Below are 17,651 nucleotides of genomic sequence, written 5' to 3' on the forward strand. Positions count from 1 at the left end.
AACCGGAACCGGAACCGGTACATGACAGCGGAGCAGCCACGCCATGAGCACACCCCCGCCGCCCTGGACGTACTGCGCACACGGTGCGGACCCCACCGCCGATCACGTCGGCTGCCGCGGCAGCCGCATTCCCGGCCACACCGCATGCCTTGCCCACCTGTCCGACACAGACCGTGCCACCTACCTGGCTTCACTGACCCCCGGCACCGACATCGACCACCGCGGCACCCCTTTTACCCAGGACCTGCTAAACCCAATACCGGTGACTTTGGTGGTGCTGGCTCGTTGAGTTGGTGTGCCAAGGCCCGGGCAGTTGAAGGTAGTTGAGGGTGATCGGTTTTCGGATCGCATCGCTCTCGGAGTGCTCACGCGTGCGTTTCCGCCGGAGCTGGTCGATGAGGTGGTGGCGGAGTGCGGACGCACTGAGGAACGTCGGCGCCTGCTTCCCGCACGGGTGGTGATGTATTTCGTGCTGGCGATGTGCCTGTTCTCGGGGCAGGGGTACGAGGAGGTCGGACGGCTTCTCACGCAGGGCCTGGAACGGGAACGTCGCTGGTCGAAGACGTGGCGGGTGCCCACCAGCGGGGCGATCGGACGGGCCCGGCTGCGGCTGGGGGCACAACCGGTGAAGGTGTTGTTCGCCCGGGTCTGCCGGCCCGTGGCGGTCCCGGCGACGATGGGAGCCTGGTTTCGGGGTCTGCGGTTGGTGTCGGTGGACGGGACGACCTTCGACCTTCCCGATACGGAGACGAACGCCGCCTTCTTCGGACGGCCGGGAACGGGGCGCGGCCCAGGGCAGGAGCGCCTATCCGCAGGCCAGGGCCGTGGCCCTGGTCGAGTGCGGTACCCACGCCGCGTTCGCCGCCGACGTCGCACCGCTGGCGGTGCACGAAACGGTCCTGGCCCGCCGCCTGTTCCCCTCGCTGACCAGAGGAATGCTGCTCCTGGCAGATCGGGGCTTCCTCGGCTTCGACCTGTGGCGGGCCGCCGCGGCGACCGGCGCGGACCTGCTGTGGCGGGTCAGGAGCAATGCGGTCCTTCCCGTGGTGACCGCGCTGCCCGATGGCTCCTACCTGTCGGAGATCATTGCCGCCCGGGACAAGAACCGGCGGGCCGACCCGGCACCGGTCCGCGTCATCGAATACACCCTGGGCCCACGTGGAGAGGGCACCGTCTACCGTCTGGTCACCACGCTCCTGGACCCGGCCACCGCGCCGGCCAAGGACCTGGCCGCGCTCTACGCCGAGCGCTGGGAGATCGAGACGACCCTCGACGAGATCAAGACCCACCTGGGCGGTCCCCGATTCGTTCTGCGCTCCCAGCATCCGGTCGGGGTCGAGCAGGAGATCTTCGCGTTCCTCCTGGTGCACCACGCCCTGCGCGACCTCATGCACCAGGCCGCCCAGCACGAGAGAGAGGATCCGGACCGGATGTCCTTCATCCGCACCTTGCGCGTCGTCCGCCGGCAGACCACCAGCCAGGCGGGATTTTCCCCCCGCCCGGCTCACCCGGGCGCTGACGCAGACCCTGCATGAAGTCACCGAACGTCTCCTGGAACCACGACGGTTACGGTCCAACCCGCGAGTCATCAAACGCAAAATGTCCAACTGGGCACTCAAACGCACCGAACACAACAACCAACTGCGTCCGGACACCCCCGCCGTCACCCTCGCGAAGCCCACCAAAACAGCCCCAACCCCACGGACGAAACCCTAAAACACCGGTATTGCGCCTAGAGAGGGAACCCCCTACGCGCGCCCCTGCGCCGCGAACACGCGCCGCCCCGGGCCCTTGGGAGACCCGGGGCGACTGACAGGCGCTCAGAACGCCCTACAGGGCGGTTCTAGGCGGCGAACCCGATGTTGGTGACGTACTCGTACTGGCCCCACTGGGATCCGAGGTCGACGATGACGTCCTCCCAGGAGTCGTCCAGGCCCTGCTGGTCGCCGGCCGACCAGGCTTCGACTATCCGGTCCCAGCGGCGAACGTTCATCGCGCGAGCAGCACGACCAGGAGCAGCGGCGTCACGTTGCCGCAGGCCCTCGCCTCACACCTCACATCCTTACAGCGCGCTCGCCGCCGAGTAGCCGGGGGAATCTCACCCCCCGGCCCTCACAGAACCGTGCTTAACAGTCTCCCGTTACACGGCTCTTGTCGTCCTGATCGTCAGACCAACACGGCACTCTGGGACGGAGAGAGGCGCCAGTGCGCGAACATGCGGGGGTATCGCCGAGCGATCTCCTGCAACTTCGCAAGCGCCTTCCGCTTGGCCGCGAGCCGTTTGTACTTCTTGCGGATCCAGCGCAACAGGTAGGTGTTGATGCGCGCCAAAAGAGGGATCAGCTCCCAGGGCCGGAACCGGCCGTAGTAGTTGATCCAGCCCGCAACCTTGGGATTTACCCTGCGAGCGAGCTCCTGGAAGGTCAGATCGGTGCGGGTGTGCAGGTGCCAGCCCCGCACCTCCCTGCTGATCTTCTTCAGGGCGTCCTTGCTGATCGCCGGTTCGAAGGACAGGAAGAGGTTCCCGTGCCGACTCCGGTTCTTCCTGGCGCGGAACGTGTACCCGAGGAAGGTGAACGCCGTGTGCTCGTAGGAGCCCGGGCGCAATCCGTCCTTGCAGTAGACGATCCGGGTCTTGGCCGGGTGCAGGCGCAACCCGACCTCGGCCATCCTGTCCGCGAGCGCGGCCAGCACCTGGCGGGCCTGGCGCTCGGTGACGCAGTGCAGCACCGCGTCGTCCGCATAGCGTTCGAACCAGACGGACGAGAACTCCCGGTCCATCCAGGCATCGAACGCGTAGTGCAGGAACAGGTTCGCCAGGACGGGAGACACCGGGCCCCTTGCGGGGTCCCGCGTTCCCGTTCCAGCAGGGAACCGTCGGGCATGGCGAGCGGCGCTTCGAGCCACCGCCGTACATACAAGTTCACCCAGACGGCGTCGGTGTGCGCTTCCACCGCCTTGACCAGCAGGTCCCAGGGCACGCTGTCGAAGAACTGGGCGATGTCGAACTCCACCACCCAATTCCGCTTCCAGCAGCGCTCCCGGCACCGTTCCACTGCGTCCAAAGCGGACCGTCCCGGCCGGTATCCGTAGCTGTCCGGATGGAAAACAGGTTCCACCCTTCGCATCAGATGCCGTGCCACCACGGTCTGGGCCACACGGTCGGCGACAGCGGGAATGCCAAGCATTCTCGTGCCCCCACCATGCGGCTTGGGAATGGCCACCGCACGCACCGGCGGCGGGAAGTAGGAGCCCGACGACATTCGGTTCCAGACCTTGTAAAGGTTGCTCTTCAGGTCTTTCTCGAAGTCTTCAATACTCCGTCCGTCCACGCCTGGTGCGCCTTTATTTGCCCTGACTTCCTCCCACGCCTCCTTGACTTCCCACTTCGAGATATCAAACGGTTTGGTCGATGACTTCAACTGGCTCATCGCACTCCTCCCGGACACCGTCCGGTTGATGTGATCAACTCAGCCACGAACGACCCGACCCCTTCGCTCCGCCCCCATTACAGGGGCCTCAGCGCTACTACGAGCCGGTCCGCCGGCGTGCTCTGCCTCGGTACTCAACCCCTCACAGTTGCGTCTGCTCGGGGCACTCCCTCTCGCCGCCACAGTGCGGCGGGCAGCACCAGAGCGCGCCTTCTCCTGTTCCGTGCGAAAGCCGCAGACCGGGCTCACATCGCCTGCATGCCGGACACCGCCTGGCCAATAAGCGGGCACCCGCCAGGCTCATCCCAGAGTTCAGGTAACACCCCGGTTTTGATGTCGTCTGTTTTCCTTGCGACACGTCAGCAGCGATTCACTTACGTTCGTCTTCCCGGTCCCCACCTGACGCCTCTTACGACGCCTTTTCCTCATCGCTCACCACGACGGTCTTCAGCCAACGCAGCATGAGGCGGTTTGAAGCCTCCCCCCACAGGGCGACTCCGAAGGGCCACAAATCCTTCATCTTTCGCACAGCATCGCTATTGGAAGCTGTCCTACTACCAACTCCTTCTCGCGTTCAGGACGCAACACCTGGGGAAACGGCCTGTGTGCCACATAGGAGCAGCCGGGTTCGTTGGGTCTGGCTCTATCGAGGTAGTGAACAACGAAGCTGGTTGGCTGCCGCCGTGGTCTCATCGGCTCTATGAGGGACGATTCAATCGTCATCGGGTGTCTCCGTTGGCTGGCCGTGGAAGCTTCCACACCCGGACTTTGTCGTCGTCGCCGCCGCTGGCCAGGGTTTTGTCGTCGGGGCTGAACGCCACCGATTTCACCCAGTCGGTACTGGGTAGGGTGACGATGAGCTCCCTGTCCTTAACGTTCCACAACCGGATGGTGTTGTCGCGGCCGCAGCTGGCCAGGGTCTTGCTGTCGCCACTGAACGCCACCGAGAGCACAGGGCTCGAATGGCGTCTGAGGGGGGTGGGATCCGGGGTGGGATCCTTCTTCAGGTCGGCGACCTCCCACAACAGCACATCGTGGTTGCCACTCGCGGCAGCCAGGTATTTGTTGTCAGGGCTGAACGCCACGCCGTTCAGCCCGTCGTCCTCCTCCCCGGCCTTGGGGCCGACGGTGAGCTTGACGAGCTGCCTCTTCCGATCGGCGAGGTCCCACAACCGGATGGTGTTGTCGTTGCTGGCGCTGGCCAGGTCGGCGAGGTCCCACAATAGGATGGTGTTGTCGTTGCTGGCGCTGGCCAGGATTTTGCCGTCGTGGTCGAATGCCACCGAAGTCACGGCGTCGGTGTGGCCTTTGAGGGTGCCGATCTGTTTCCGTCTGGCGACGTCCCACAGTTTCACGGTGTGGTCGTAGTCGCCGCTGGCCAGGATTTTGCCGTCGTGGTTGAACGCCACCGACATCACCCAGGTGACGTCGTCTTCGGCTGGACCTAGTTTGGCGCCGTCCGCTTCCCAGAAATACATTTCATTGATGCCGCCGCTGACCAAGGTCTTGCCGTCGCGGCTGAACGCCACGGCATTCACCTTGTCTCTGTGGCCTTCTTCGAGGCGACGGGGCTTCTGTCCCCGATCGGCAATGTTCCATAGCCACACGGTTGTATCGACGCTGCCGCTGGCCACGATGCCGTCGCGGCTGAACGCCACGGAATTCACGTCGCCCGTATGCGCGGCCAGGGAATAGTCATCGGCGTCGGCGCTGCCACCGGTGCCGGGGCTGCCGGTGTCGGGGCTGCCGGTGTCGGGACTGCGACTGGCGTCGGAACTGTCATTGGTGAGGCGCAGGGCGACGAGTGCGCCGGCCGCCGTGGCCAGGGTGGCGCCGCCGCCGAGCAGGACGGTGCGGCGGCTCGGTCCACCCGAGGTGGTCGACGTTTCCCCGGTCCCGGGCTCTGTGGGGCTTGCTCCGTCCGCTGACGGCCCTTTCTCACGCAACTGCTGCCAGGCGGTCTGCCAGTGTGTGATCTGGTCGTCGGGCACTCCGCAGGCAGACAGATAGGAAGCTGTCGTACCCCAGGTGGTGGGAAGCGTGGTGCGATTGAGCAGGCTGCTGACGGTGGCGGCCGATATCCGTCCGGCCGAGCGTCTACTGACCGCCTGTTGGGTCAGTCCACTGATGACGCGTACGTCCGCGAGGCCGGTGGAGAACCCTGTGACGGTGCGGATCGACGACGGATCCGGCCATGGACGGCGGGTGGCTTCCGCGTCGGGCGTAGCGGTCGCCGGTGAAGCGGGAAGATCTGCGTGATTGCGTCCGAGCGCTACCCGGGCACCGCTGTTGCGGCCTCTGGCCTGGGGTACGGGATGCCCTCGGGCTTGCAGCGTCAGATGCAGATGCTGGTAGATGGTTTCCAGATCCAGCAGTGCGGGGCCGCCGGGGATGCCATGGCGCAGCGTGTCGAGCAGTGCGCTGGTGAAGGCGGTGTAGGTGTCCCCGACCGGTGCCAGGGCGGTGCGGGTCTCGGCTGCGGCGGCGAGGAGGTAGCTGCCTTCCACGGCGGCCTGGTCGGCGAGGCCGGGCGATGCGCTCATCCGTCCCAGGGCCAGGCCGCTGTAGCAGCAGTCCAGAATCACGATGTGTCGCTCGGCGCGGGAGTCCAGAAGAAGGGCCTGGCGGAGCCAGTCGTAGGGCAGGCCGGTCTCGATACGGCCGAACTCGGTGTGCGGCAGGGCAAGGCTGAGTGTGTCCTGCGGGTCGATCAGCCCATGCCCGGCGAAGTAGATGACAAGCGTGTCGGTGGCTTCGGCGGCAGCCTGTCTCACCTCGCTCACCACGGTGTGCGCGGCGGCCGGATTCTCGACGACGGCGACGTGCTGCGTCGGCAGTTGCAGGGACAGAGTGCTTGAGAGGATTCCGGCGAGGGCTTGCAGGTTGTTCGAGACGGCCGGCAGCTGCTCTAGATGCTGGTAGCGGCTCGTCCCTACCAGGACCGCTCGTGACGCCCCTGGGTCGGGCAGCACGCTCACTGGCTCGCGTCCTCATCGTGGTCGGTGTCGAGTGCCCGGATCAGCCGTTCGACCTCTTCGTCGGAATGGCCGGTGAGGACGTAGACCGTGTCCCCGCGGTGGATCTCCAACCGGCCCCGTTGCGGCCGGGTCTGCCGCCATGCGACCAGGGCCAGCACGAACGACGCCGCACTCCATCCGTTCCCCGTCACCAGATCGAGCACATCCAGCGCCGTGCCCATCTCCCCCGGCCGCGGCGCAGTCCCCCGCACCTCGACCGTGGCAGACCTGCGTACCTCGGGGTCCGACCGCAACCACCCCTGCAACGACCGCAGTTCTGCTGCGGACTCGACCCGCATCTCTAACCGCACCCGGACCTCCCCATCTCCCGTGCACCCTCCCTACGACGATGCGCGCCCATTCTCCGCCACAGCACGGCTCTCGCGAAGCTCACCGGGATTGATGGGAGGAGTTGTCGGTCAACAACTCCTCCCGGGGATGCCCTGGGAATCGGACCGAGCCGATCGTCCCACCACCGGTACGAGTCCCAGCCCCCGCACCCTGGCGAGACGATCGCCACTGACCCTGTGCTCCCTGGTGGTGTGGAATCGCGCCGCAATTCGAACGTCTGATCTACTAAGTGAGTGACGTCCTTCCGCTTCCCTGGCGACCTGATCGACCTCAAGCGCCGCCAGATCCGCATCTTCAACCGGCTCGCTCTGCGCCCCGCCGTCGGGGCAGCCGAGCTGCAGCGGGTGCTGATCCGGCTGTCCTGTCTGATCGGCGCCCACCCCTACTGGGCGGAACACGGTCGGAGCCTGGCGGGCCGGGTCGAGCTGTCCCGGGCGGCCCAGAGCGGGCCGGACGGCGTACGGGAGCTGATCGTGCGCTGGACCGGCACGAAGTTCGTCGTCACCGAACCCGAGGCACCGTCGTCATGAGCAAGGCCGCCCGCAGCCCCGGGCCGACGTCTTCGTGATGCGATCACTCCCACCCCGCACAAGGATCGGACTACGGGCGGAGGCCCGGCCGTGCCCCTGTGCCGGGGAAGCGGTGAGCCGGTTCGAAGCGGCGCTTGGCAACGATTTCCTCCCCCCACACCTGTGCCGATCAGCGGGGTAAGACGCCGAGGTCTGACACCACTAACACTCATGAACCGTAGGCGCCGTGCGGGCGAGAACTGATACAGAGAGGTGTCCAAATGAAAGCGATCGTGGTGACGGACCAGGCCGCAGGAACGGCCGGGATGACGCTGACGGAGCGGCCTGAGCCGGAGCCGGCGACAAACGATGTCGTCGTTCAGATTCATGCGTCGGGATTCGTCCCGACCGAGATGGCGTGGCCCTCGACCTGGACCGATCGCCTCGACCGCGGCCGAACACCGTCGATCCCCGGACATGAGCTGGCCGGAGTGGTCACCGCCCTCGGCTACGGCACGACGGGTCTCTCGGTGGGACAGCGCGTGTTCGGCCTCACCGACTGGCATCGCGACGGCACCCTCGCCGAGTACGCGGCCGTCGAGGCACGCAGCCTTGCGCCGCTGCCGGGCGACGTCGACTTCACCGTGGGCGCTAGCCTTCCGATCTCAGGCCTCACCGCGTGGCAGGGACTGTTCCAGCACGGCCGCCTCCGGGCGGGGCAGAGCGTCCTCGCGCACGGCGCGACCGGCGCAGTCGGGACGATGGTGACGCAGCTCGCACGAGAGGCCGGCGCCTATGTCATCGGCACCGGACGTGCCGCTGACCGTCAGAAGGCACTCGACTTCGGCGCAATGGAGTTCGTCGACCTCGACAACGACACCCTGGAAGACATCGGCGAAGTCGACCTGGTCTTCGACGTCATCGGCGGCGGCATCCAGAAGCGATCCGCAGGCCTGATCCGGGCTGGAGGAACACTCGTAACCGTCGTTGGGCCGCCTGAGGCGCGGCCCGCCCACGGCCTGGCGATCGACTTCGTTGTCGAGTCCGATCGTGCTCAACTGGGTGAGATCGTCCAGCGGGTGCGGGACGGACGACTGCGCACGAACATCGGCAACGTCGCGACCCTCGACGATGCCGTCGCCGCCCTCAACCCGACCGAGCGACGCCAGGGGAAGACGATCATCCGCGTTCGTCCGTGAGGACTCGTGCGGCGGGCCCGGCAAACGAGCGAGAGGTGATCTCATGCGACGAACCGAGTACGACGCGGGCCAGGCCGCCAAGCGCCTGAAGGCGCCCGCAGCAGCCCTCCGATGGGCCCGGCACACCGGCCTCATCCCTGACCCGGACGCGTCGTCCTACCAGTGGTCCCGGGTCCCGGGTCGCTGTAGAGGCGCTGGACGCCGACGCCATCCGGGCCGCGACGCCCTCCCCGCCGATCGGCGGCGGCGCGGCGGCGGAGGAACCCCGGGAGTCTTTCGCCCTCGGCCTTGCGGTACTGCCCGGTGTCGAGCATGCCGTCCGGCCGCTCTCCGTCCCCCTTGACCAGGATCTGCGTCCATACCTGCTCGCCGCGGGCCATGTGCTTGACGATCCCACCCAGCGTGAGTTCACTCACGGTTGTGCGCTGCGCAGGCCTACGCGTCAGTGATGCCGCGGACCGTGATGAGCAGCAACTGCCGCTGCTTGGCCAGTGCGCGCAGCAGTTCACCGTGCTCGCCTGGAAGAAATGAGTCCGGGCTCTCCGAATAAGTGGTCATGGGCTGACCATAGGAGGCATATAGGTCGGCTCATGTCCTCAACCCCCTTCCGGGCCTCCTCGGCCAAGGGGAGAAGCGAGGTGCGATGGGCAGCTGAGCAACCCGTCGGCGCGCCAAGTTGACCGCCGACAAGCTCCAGGCGCTGGCCGCCCTCGGGCTGAAGTGGGCGGCTGCATAGTGTCAAAGCAATGCGGGGCTTCCTCGGGTGGGATCCCCTGCACTGCCCGCCCGGAAATCGCCTGCGGCCTGGGGCGGCTGAGTCCGTACCCTTGGACGAACGAGAGATTCAATTCATTCCAGGTGAGGGCAAGTTGAGCGAAGAAGGCGTTGTCGTCGTAGCCACCTCCGTTGCGGTCACGACCATCGACGAAGTACCCGGCCTGATGCAGAGGATTCGGCCGGACTGGCAGGCGAAGAAGTTGATCGAGAGGGTGCGCCGCATCCTGCCTGTCGATCCGAGCAGTGCTTGTCAGCGTCTGTTCAACGCCGCCATCCGGGACCTCAAGGACAAGATCCTGATCGTAGGTGTCGGCATCGCGGGCGAGGCCGCCAGGGCTGCGAGCCCAAAGCTCCCGCCGATCCAGAACGCTGAGGACGTCGAGCACTACACGACCTCTAACTTGATCAAGCTCGCCTACCGCATCGGGCTTCTCAACCGTGCCGAGTGGCGCAAGATGACGCGGGTGTACGACATCCGCAAGGACCTTGAGCATGAGGACTCCGACTACGAAGCGGCCTTCGAGGATGTCGTGTACACCTTCGCGACATGCATCGACGCCGTGTTGTCAAAGGACCCGATCACGTTGATCGAGGTGCACGAGGTCAAGCAGATCATCGAGGCATCCGGCCCCATCACGCTGGACACCCGCCTTCTGGCCGACTTCGAGCAAGCCCCGGACCAGCGGCAGCAGGAGATCGTCCAGGTGCTGGTGAGCACGGCCTTGAGCAACTCCGAAGCCGATGTCGTCCGTGAGAACGCCTACCTGGTGCTCCAAGAACTGCGCGAACTCACTCGAAATGGCGTGCGCCTGGCCGTCGCCAAGCTCCTTCTGGACCGGCTCGGGCGTGCCTCCCTGGACGAACTCACCGTGCGTGTGGCCCACGCTGCTGGACTGCTGCCATACCTGCACAAGGGGCAGCGGAAAGACTTCTTCGCGGAGCAGCTCGACAAGCTCAACGGCATCGGCCACCACTGGAAGCGCCACGAGGAGCACGGCCCCGCGCTGCGGCTGTTTGAGGAGTTCGGCGGTCTTTCCGAAATTCCCGACGACATCAAGCCCGGGATCGTCAAGTGGATGGTGCGCTGCTACATCGGCGAGCCCGGTGGATACGGAGCCGGTCTCAATCGGAAGGTCTTCTACAGCAACCGGGCCGCCCCCATCATCGAGGAGCTCTTCCTCAATAGCCGCGGCGACATCCAGAGGATCGTCGATGCTCTCCAGTCCGATAAGGATGTCCGGCGCTCGTGTGAGAACGAGCACGTGAACCGCCGTTTCCAGGACCTTCTCGACATCGTCGGAAGCTGATCTTCCCGCAGCCAACGGGGCCCGGGGCCCGGGGCCTGGAATGCGTCGTTCGTGTCGTCCGCGTCGCCGTCGTACAAGGGCCACCGGTACCCGGTGGAGGTGATCGCGCACGCGGTATGGCTGTACTTCCGCTTCCCGCTGTCCTTCCGCGAGGTCGAGGGCTAATGCTCGAGCGCGGCGTCATCGTCTCCTACGAGACGGTGCGCCGGTGGTGTTTGAAGTTCGGCCAGGCCTACGCGAACAGCCTGCGGCGCCGCCGTCCTCGGCCCGGCGACAGATGGCACCCGGACGAGGTCTTCATCAAGGTCAACGGCGAGGTGAAGTACCTGTGGCGGGCCGTCGACGTCGACGGCAACGTGCTCGACATCCTGACCCAGAACCGCCGCGACAAGGCCGCGGCCAGGCGTTTCTTCCGCAGACTCCTCAAAGAGACCGGCACGGTGCCGCGGGTGGTCGTCACCGACAAGCTCCGCTCCTGCAGCGCCGCCCACCGCGAGGTGATGCCCTCGGTCGAGCACCGCTCCCACAAAGGACTGAACAACCGGGCGGAGAACTCGCACCAGCCCACCAGGCAGCGCGAGCGCGCAATGAAGGGTTCCGCAGCATCGGTGGCGCCCAAAGATTCCTGGCCGCCTTCAGCGGCATCTCGCCCCACTTCCGACCCGGCCGATACCACCGCACCGCACCCGACCACCGCCTCGAGATGACCGTCCGCTTGGGAGCTCTCACTTCCCTGACCCGGTAATCCTCACCCAGTGACCAGGCAATCCTCACTGCTTGTCCAGCACCAGCGCCGGGCCATCACTGCTCATCACCCCATAGAACACCCCCGATCGGCCCGGCCCACGGAATCCAAGGCCGGACACCAGGCTGAGAACCATCTCGGACACGGAAGCGAGCACTCCCACAGAGCTGAATACCTGCTCGTGGATCGTGGTCCAGCCCGGGGCGGGAATCGCCCGGTGAACACCCGCCGCCCGCTGATCCGGGGGTTGGAGGCTCAACGGCCGGGCCGACCGGGGCACTCGGCCGCCCAGTGAAACGCCTGGGCGGGCGTGAGGCGGTGCTCGGGGCAGTCAGCGAGCTCGGTCCCGCCTGCGGGGGAGGACGCCTCGCGGGTGCGGACCGGCGGCGCGCCGCGGGCGACGGAATCTGGCTATCGGCGCGCTCCGCCTGGCCGGGTGGGACAACATCGCCGAGGGCCTGCGCCATCACGGGCGGGACATGACCCGGCCGCCGGCCGCCCTCGGACTCACGTGATCACTCCGCGCCGATCGCAAGAACGACAGAGCCTTGGGCCGTGGAGCGCTACTTCTTCGCGGCCCGAAGGAGTTGATCGACTGTGCGTTCAGTCGATCGGGTTTCTGTGGTCATTCCATATGGTTCTTGCTCTGAATCGCTCAGTCTTTCCTTGCCTTCCGAGTCTCGGAAAATTGAGACGTACAGGTAGGGCTTGGTGTCTCCCTTGGCTACGTCGTTTTCCCCTTTCGGAAACACCCACCAGCCCGTGGCATAGTCCGTGGAATGCGTCAGGTTCAGCATCTCGCTGCTGTGGTAAATCTTGGAGTGGAAGCGATAGAAATCGTCTCCTTTTGGTGTGAGCCAGTCCGGGGCATCCTGGAGATGCCTCCCAGTTTCCCGGTCCCAGGAGACTTCGATCGAACTCGCATAGCTGTTTCCCAGTTTGCCTCGGTCGGCTCGGACGAAGGAGGCGGTCGCGTCGATCTCGATGCGACCTAGCCCGGATCGCAGCGGCACATCGATGACGAAGTCGTGCGAGAGGTTCATCCCTGGGTCAAGCCGATCGCCCGGGTCGGCGAACTTCCCGGTGCCCAACATGTGCGAGTACCCATACTTTACGTGCCTGAATGTTCGGTCGTAATTCAATGTCTCCCGCTTCCATTCGCTCTCCCCGATACCCTTTTCTGAGTATTGAGTCGGCCACCCTAGGACCGTCCACATGGTGCCGACGACATAGACCCTTACCGAACCGGTGTTGCGGAACTCCACATGTGCCGGAACGTGAAGCGCAGTACCGTCCGCACTTAAGGTGGATTCGCCGAACGTGATGCTGAACGGGATTTTCACGGGAGTGGAGTACGGGACGTACATCTGTGAATAGGTCAGGCTCGCCAGCCCGATGACTCCGGACACCACGACGCTCAGTGCGATGCCCCTGGGATGCTGGATCGCCTGCCACACCTTCTGTCGTGTCAGAGTCCACAGGGCCCAGGCCGCCCAAAGCACCAGGCCGATCCACAGCCAGAGGAACGGGGTGTAATCCCGGCCCTGGATCTGTGTGATCAGGAACATCAGATCCGTGACCAGCACGGTGCCGACGCCCGCCAGGACGACCGGGCCCGAGTATTGGACGGCCCTCTTGCCCCAGTAGTCGCACACGGCCAGCGCTGCGACCGCTTCGGCCAGTGCCGCGGCGATGAAGGCGACGCCCACGACGCGACCGCCGTACGCGAGGGCGTTGAACGCGTCCGTAGTGCCCACACGAAAGAGGACCGCGGCCGAGACCAGGAGGCCCAGCGCCATCAAGGCGCCGGCGGCGCGTCTTCGCCATGGACGGTCGGGCCAGGAATCCGCCTCCCAGTCGACCCGGCCGGGGTCGTCGGCATCAAGGTTGTCCGGAGGCAAGCCGGCCCGCCGGAGAAGGCGTCTCAGCCCGCGCGCCGACGAGACCCGTCCGATGGTCTCTCCTCGGACGCGCACGACCCGCAGCCCCCGTGCGTCCGGGGCCTCCACGACGATGAGAGGGTGGTTGCTCACGAACTCAGGGTGACTGTGTCGGAATGACCGTCTCGGAAGCGACACACCTGGGTGGGGCAACATCGCCGAGGGCCTGCGCCATCACGGGCGGGACATGACCCGGCCGCCGGCCGCCCTCGGACTCACGTGATCATTCCTCACCGATCGCGAGAACGACGGAGCCCTGGGGCAGTTCCTCGTCGGCGTGGCCGCCGGTTCCGAGGGTCCGCCGCGGGGACGGGGGCGCTGCGGGGCGTGTGCCGAGTACGCCTCGGGCTCGGAGTTCGTCGAGGTCGGACAGGCGCTCTCCGGGGAGAGTGTCGAGCAGGTCGGCCTGGGCGGCGCGGATGCTGGGCGCGGGAGCCTGGGGGCCGGAGCCAAGGGCACGGCGGACGGTCACGCCGGTCATCGTACGGGGAGCGCGTCTCCGGGCCGCCCCGGCGGCCGGGCGGGATCGTGTCCAGGAGCAGTGACGGCTGACGGTCTTGCTATGCGCAGTGGCATCCCACCTCGCCGCCCGGCTCCGAACGCTCGACCTCTTGGTACGGCTATCGCGCACAAAGACACCTCATGCAGTTAAGCCGTCAAACGGAGACCGGCCCCTCGCGGAAATCGGGTACTCGCCGCAGGCAAGGGCCTGCGAGGCTGTGGGGGTGACTGAGACGACCCCTTATGACGCCGCCCGTGCCCGATTCACCCGCCAGGCGCTGGCGCGCCTCGTCCTGTGCGATCACGCAGCGGACGTTGCGGACGGCGCCGTCGGCCTGGTCGCCACCGGTAACGACCCTGACACCGGTCCCGGAGGCCGGGTAAGCCAGGCATTCCAGCTCGCAGAGCTCGCTGAGCGTGCTCTGGTCTCGGCCGTGATCTACGAACGCGAGCGAGGCAGCTCCTGGACGGAGATCGCCCAGTACCTGGGCATCGGTCCGGCAGAGGCGGAAGAGCGGTTCGCCGCGATGCTGGACGACTGGAACACGGCCTTCGAGGTTCCCTACCGGCTCGACGACACTGGTCGAAAGCGCATACCCCAGCTGCCCACGGCAGCGTATGACCCCGCTTGGGCATGCGACCGGCTCGATACCTGGGCCGGGAACCGGCTCATTCTTGTCAACGACGAGCGTCCCGTCAGCTCGGGTCTCGTCATGGTTGTGCCGGAGGAGCTCCCGTCAGTGAACCCGTAGCGGTGCTTGGCGGGAAAGCGATCGCTTCGTCGAACAGACTCCGCGCCTGAAGGCAGTGGTGGAGCTGGCCGAGCATCCGGTTGAACAGGTGCCGCAGGGCCTGCATGTGCCAGTCTCCTCCTGCCCGGCGGCGCCGGTAGTGGGCGTCCGCGCCGGATGAGCCACTGAGGGATGCGAAGGCCCACAGGTGGCCGACGTGGTTGAGTCGGTTGTTCTTGACGAACCGGCGCCCGACTTAGCGTCGTTTGCCGGAGGCCCGCGTGATCGGGGCCGAGCCGGCGTACGCCTTCAGTCCTCCGGCGGTGGCGAACCGGCTCCGGTCATCGCCGATCTCGCCCAGGATGCGGGCACCGACCTGGGGACCGATCCCGGGGAAGCTCAGCATGATCGCCGCGTCCGGGTGTGAGCGGAAGGCATCCTCGGTGGCACGGGCCAGGTCGTCGACCGCCTCGCAGGCGGCATCGAGTTGCAGGAGCAGGGCTCGTGCCTGCTTGCCCATGGCGTCCTCGACGAGGGGCAGCTGCCGCGGGGCTTCCTGGCGGAAGAGCTGCTGGATTCGTTCGGCGCCGGTTTCGATGCCGCGGCGGCGGCTGGCGCGCCGGAGCATGGCGGTCAGCTTCCGCATCTGCAGCTTGGCGGCCATGGCAGGTGTAGGCGCGACGGAGAGGATGCGGCGGGCATCAGGTCGGGTCAGGGTTCCTGGCTTGTCCCTGAACGCCTCGATCATCGCTGGGAAGTACTCCCTGAGCAGGGACCGCAGCTGGTTGGCGACCTGCTGGCGGTTCCAGACCGCGTCCTGCTGCGCGCGGGCCAGGACGGCGACGGCCTGGGCCAGATCGGTATCGGCGGGCAGCGACCAGTGCATCGGCGCGTCGGTGCGGATGATGTTCGCGAGCACCAGGGCGTCGCCCGGGTCGGACTTCTTGCGACTGACTCCATGCCGGTCGCGGTAGCGGGAGGCAGCCATCGGGTTGACCGCGTAGATCTTCCGAGGGCCCTGCCGCAGTGTGGCGACCAACCAGCAGCAGCCGGTAGCCGTCCAGATCGTCCTTGATCCTGCACTTGGCCAGCAGCTTGCCCCTTGGGACGCTGCTGACCCACGGGCGGTGACCTGCGACGTAGCAGCGTCCGGGGCAGGAGCCTTCGCAACCCGTTGCGCAACCTGTAAGGCAACCTGTAAGGCAACCTGTTGGGCAACCGGCTGCGGAGGAGAGGAGCGGCGAGCGTGGTGGTGCTCGCACGGTACAGCGGCGTTGAGAGCTGCCCTCACCTTGCGCACCCGATGACGGGCCTGAGCACCTGACCCGGTCACGGGCCAGCGAGGATTTCGTGGGTGCCGATGTGGCGCCAGACGAGGGGTTGTCCGTGGGCAATACGCCGCCGTCGTACAAGGGGCACCGGTACCCGGTGGAGATCATCGCGTTCCACTATTGGCGCCGCACCGCATCCGCGAGAGCGGCCCGCCAGAAGCCGGGATCGCGGCCCGGATACGCAAGGTCCACCAAGACTCCGACGGCACCTACGGAGCCCCCAGGATCACCGCAGAACTCCGCGACGAGGGCGGCCCGGTGGTCAACCACAAGCGCGTCGCGAGGATCATGCGGTCCATCGGGCTCGAGGGAGTCCGTCTGCGCCGCCGGCACCGCACCACCGTCGCGGACCAGACCGCAGCGAAGGCGCCAAACCTGATCGGCCGTGACTTCACCGCGGCCGCAGTCAACAGAAAGTACGTCGGCGACATCACATACCTGCCGGTCAGCGGCGCGAAGCCGCTCTACCTCGCGACCGTCATCGACCCCGCCTCACGCCGTCTCGCCGGGTGGGCGATCGCTGACCACATGCGGACAGAACTCGTCATCGACGCCCTCACGGCCGCCGAACGGACCCGCGGAAACTTGACCGGAGCGATCATGCACACCGACCACGGATCTCAATATTCGAGCAGGGCCTTCGCGGAACTCTGCAGGTCAGCTGGGGTCCGGCAGAGCATGGGAGCGATCGGGTCCAGCGCCGACAACGCTGCCGCGGAAAGCTTCAACGCCGCCTTCAAGAGAGAGACGCTCAAAGGCCGCAAAGCCTGGTCGAGCGAGCGTGAGGCCAGGCTCGACGCCTTCCGCTGGCTGACCCGCTACAACACCCGGCGCCGGCATTCCCGCCTCGGTCAGCGGTCTCCGATTGCCTACGAGAACGCCGTCCAAGCAGCAGCAACTACCCTGACCCAAGCCGCATAGACGTGTTCAACATCCGGGGTCAAGGCCCGACCTGCACCTGGAACAGCCCGAGATTCTGCACACCGCGCTCGCGGACTTCCTTGAGGGCCTCGCCTGAAACCCCTGCACGGTTACAACGACACCAAAGTCAGACCCCCGCACATAGCCACCGATCCACAGGTCTTGACAATTACTCGCTCAAGGGACTCAGTTCCTGATACGTGCTACCAGCACCCGACGACCGCCGGTGCTGGCGCTGCTGCCCGACGGCTCCTACCTGACCCGGATAGGTGGCCTCCCGCTGCGGGTGATCGAGGCCGAGATCCACTCCCGCACCGCTGACGGCGGCGACTTCGGCGGGACCTACCGCCTGCTGACCACGCTCAACGACCACCGCACTGATCCAGCCGACCACCTGGTGCGTCTCTACCACGAGCGCTGGGGTGCGACACGAAGTCGCACGAGATTGAGTGAATTACCTGATCGGAGGATCGACTTGATGTCGACAGCGTAGTTCCGGGCCAGTGCTCAAGGCCCGTCCCCACTTCGACATGCGTCGCTGGTAACGGCGGGGTGTGAAGCTCGAAGGAGAAGCCCAAGGACCCCTGTTCCATCCGGGGGTTACAGGCAAGGGGAAGACCGGACGGGTGAACGCAAGTGAACCCCTGATGATGCCTCGTGATCGTGAGCCCCGCCGATGGATTGCTTCAGCGGGGTGCAGGACTGGCCGCTGAGAAGCGGCAGGCGCCGGCTGAAGACCCAACGTCAGCCGGGAGAGCATCGCGGTCCCGGAGTTTAGGGGGCACCCACCCCGGTCGTATCTCACTCGTGTGGAACGTGGAAACCCCGCTGGGGTCCAGGCGCGACAGCGTCCGGTCAGCCGACCGTAAGGAAGGCCCAACTCCCCAGCGG

Annotated in this window: 13 protein-coding genes and 6 pseudogenes; 9 read left to right on the plus strand and 10 right to left on the minus strand. The window is 66.3% G+C overall.

Annotated elements, in window-relative coordinates; translation table 11 throughout:
• The first annotated feature begins 43 nt into the window (after nt 1-43).
• Nucleotides 44-289, plus strand: coding sequence for a hypothetical protein (locus OHA19_RS00165; RefSeq protein WP_331734262.1), 246 nt, complete (start codon nt 44-46; stop codon nt 287-289).
• 6 nt (nt 290-295) lie between these two features.
• A pseudogene (locus tag OHA19_RS00170) lies at nt 296-1,535 on the plus strand (IS4 family transposase).
• A gap of 308 nt (nt 1,536-1,843) precedes the next feature.
• Here the strand turns inward: OHA19_RS00170 and OHA19_RS00175 are convergent.
• From OHA19_RS00175 to OHA19_RS00195, 5 genes and pseudogenes are all read right to left on the minus strand, one after another.
• A pseudogene (locus OHA19_RS00175) lies at nt 1,844-1,999 on the minus strand (transcriptional regulator); the annotation flags it as partial.
• 167 nt (nt 2,000-2,166) lie between these two features.
• Entirely contained in the window at nt 2,167-2,460 is a 294-nt protein-coding gene (locus OHA19_RS00180) for a group II intron maturase-specific domain-containing protein (protein ID WP_405722168.1), read from the minus strand.
• A gap of 153 nt (nt 2,461-2,613) precedes the next feature.
• Nucleotides 2,614-3,431 (minus strand): annotated as a pseudogene (ltrA, locus tag OHA19_RS00185) (group II intron reverse transcriptase/maturase); the annotation flags it as partial.
• A 719-nt stretch (nt 3,432-4,150) separates the two neighbouring features.
• Nucleotides 4,151-6,409 carry a caspase, EACC1-associated type gene (locus tag OHA19_RS00190; RefSeq protein WP_331734263.1) on the minus strand — a complete coding sequence of 753 codons (2,259 nt, stop codon included), beginning with the start codon at nt 6,407-6,409 and terminating at the stop codon, nt 4,151-4,153.
• Nucleotides 6,406-6,759, minus strand: a complete 354-nt coding sequence (locus tag OHA19_RS00195) for an effector-associated constant component EACC1 (RefSeq protein ID WP_331734265.1) — start codon at nt 6,757-6,759, stop codon at nt 6,406-6,408. Before OHA19_RS00195 ends, OHA19_RS00190 begins: the two co-directional genes overlap by 4 nt.
• A gap of 273 nt (nt 6,760-7,032) precedes the next feature.
• On the opposite strand from OHA19_RS00195, the gene OHA19_RS00200 reads away from it, so the two are divergent.
• On the plus strand, nt 7,033-7,329 hold the full coding sequence (locus OHA19_RS00200) for a hypothetical protein (RefSeq protein WP_329584975.1): 297 nt from the start codon (nt 7,033-7,035) through the stop codon (nt 7,327-7,329).
• A gap of 260 nt (nt 7,330-7,589) precedes the next feature.
• Complete coding sequence (locus tag OHA19_RS00205; RefSeq protein ID WP_329584978.1) at nt 7,590-8,507, plus strand: NADP-dependent oxidoreductase; 918 nt, start codon at nt 7,590-7,592, stop codon at nt 8,505-8,507.
• Between the two features lie 131 nt (nt 8,508-8,638).
• Here OHA19_RS00205 and OHA19_RS00210 read toward each other — a convergent pair whose 3' ends face one another.
• Both OHA19_RS00210 and OHA19_RS00215 read right to left on the minus strand, forming a co-directional pair.
• Complete coding sequence (locus tag OHA19_RS00210; protein ID WP_405721117.1) at nt 8,639-8,923, minus strand: hypothetical protein; 285 nt, start codon at nt 8,921-8,923, stop codon at nt 8,639-8,641.
• A gap of 19 nt (nt 8,924-8,942) precedes the next feature.
• A complete protein-coding gene (locus tag OHA19_RS00215) occupies nt 8,943-9,065 on the minus strand; it encodes a hypothetical protein (RefSeq protein ID WP_329584981.1) in 123 nt (40 codons plus the stop codon).
• A 269-nt stretch (nt 9,066-9,334) separates the two neighbouring features.
• Here OHA19_RS00215 and OHA19_RS00220 point away from each other — a divergent pair, with 269 nt between their 5' ends.
• Complete coding sequence (locus OHA19_RS00220) at nt 9,335-10,591, plus strand: hypothetical protein (protein WP_405748955.1); 1,257 nt, start codon at nt 9,335-9,337, stop codon at nt 10,589-10,591.
• A 51-nt stretch (nt 10,592-10,642) separates the two neighbouring features.
• Nucleotides 10,643-11,336 (plus strand): annotated as a pseudogene (locus OHA19_RS00225) (IS6 family transposase).
• Nucleotides 11,337-11,899: 563 nt separating this feature from the next.
• Here the strand turns inward: OHA19_RS00225 and OHA19_RS00230 are convergent.
• Together OHA19_RS00230 and OHA19_RS00235 are read right to left on the minus strand one after the other, a co-directional pair.
• Nucleotides 11,900-13,369 (minus strand): hypothetical protein, encoded by a 1,470-nt coding sequence (locus OHA19_RS00230; RefSeq protein ID WP_331734268.1) that lies wholly within the window; start codon nt 13,367-13,369, stop codon nt 11,900-11,902.
• A 130-nt stretch (nt 13,370-13,499) separates the two neighbouring features.
• The gene (locus tag OHA19_RS00235) at nt 13,500-13,748 is read right to left on the minus strand and encodes a hypothetical protein (RefSeq protein WP_405721114.1); all 249 of its coding nucleotides are present in this window, start codon (nt 13,746-13,748) and stop codon (nt 13,500-13,502) included.
• Nucleotides 13,749-14,001: 253 nt separating this feature from the next.
• Between OHA19_RS00235 and OHA19_RS00240 the strand changes: the two genes are divergently transcribed.
• The gene (locus OHA19_RS00240) at nt 14,002-14,529 is read left to right on the plus strand and encodes a hypothetical protein (protein WP_405721111.1); all 528 of its coding nucleotides are present in this window, start codon (nt 14,002-14,004) and stop codon (nt 14,527-14,529) included.
• On the opposite strand, the pseudogene OHA19_RS00245 reads toward OHA19_RS00240, so the two are convergent.
• Nucleotides 14,489-15,608: pseudogene (locus OHA19_RS00245) on the minus strand (transposase); the annotation flags it as partial. The gene OHA19_RS00240 and the pseudogene OHA19_RS00245 sit on opposite strands and share 41 nt — an antisense overlap.
• A gap of 360 nt (nt 15,609-15,968) precedes the next feature.
• Between OHA19_RS00245 and OHA19_RS00250 the strand changes: the two are divergent.
• Together OHA19_RS00250 and OHA19_RS00255 are read left to right on the plus strand one after the other, a co-directional pair.
• Nucleotides 15,969-16,760 (plus strand): annotated as a pseudogene (locus OHA19_RS00250) (IS3 family transposase); the annotation flags it as partial.
• 226 nt (nt 16,761-16,986) lie between these two features.
• Nucleotides 16,987-17,253, plus strand: coding sequence for a hypothetical protein (locus tag OHA19_RS00255; RefSeq protein WP_405721109.1), 267 nt, complete (start codon nt 16,987-16,989; stop codon nt 17,251-17,253).
• Nucleotides 17,254-17,651: the final 398 nt, after the last annotated feature.

Source organism: Streptomyces sp. NBC_00012 (assembly GCF_045040875.1).
Classification (GTDB): Bacteria; Actinomycetota; Actinomycetes; order Streptomycetales; family Streptomycetaceae; genus Streptomyces.

Excerpts from the sequence above, each read along its gene's own strand:
- OHA19_RS00165 (WP_331734262.1), top strand. The coding sequence starts at position 44 with ATGAGCACACCCCCGCCGCCCTGGACGTACTGCGCACACGGTGCGGAC.
- OHA19_RS00205 (WP_329584978.1), top strand. The coding sequence starts at position 7,590 with ATGAAAGCGATCGTGGTGACGGACCAGGCCGCAGGAACGGCCGGGATG.
- OHA19_RS00215 (WP_329584981.1), bottom strand. The coding sequence starts at position 9,065 with ATGACCACTTATTCGGAGAGCCCGGACTCATTTCTTCCAGGCGAGCAC.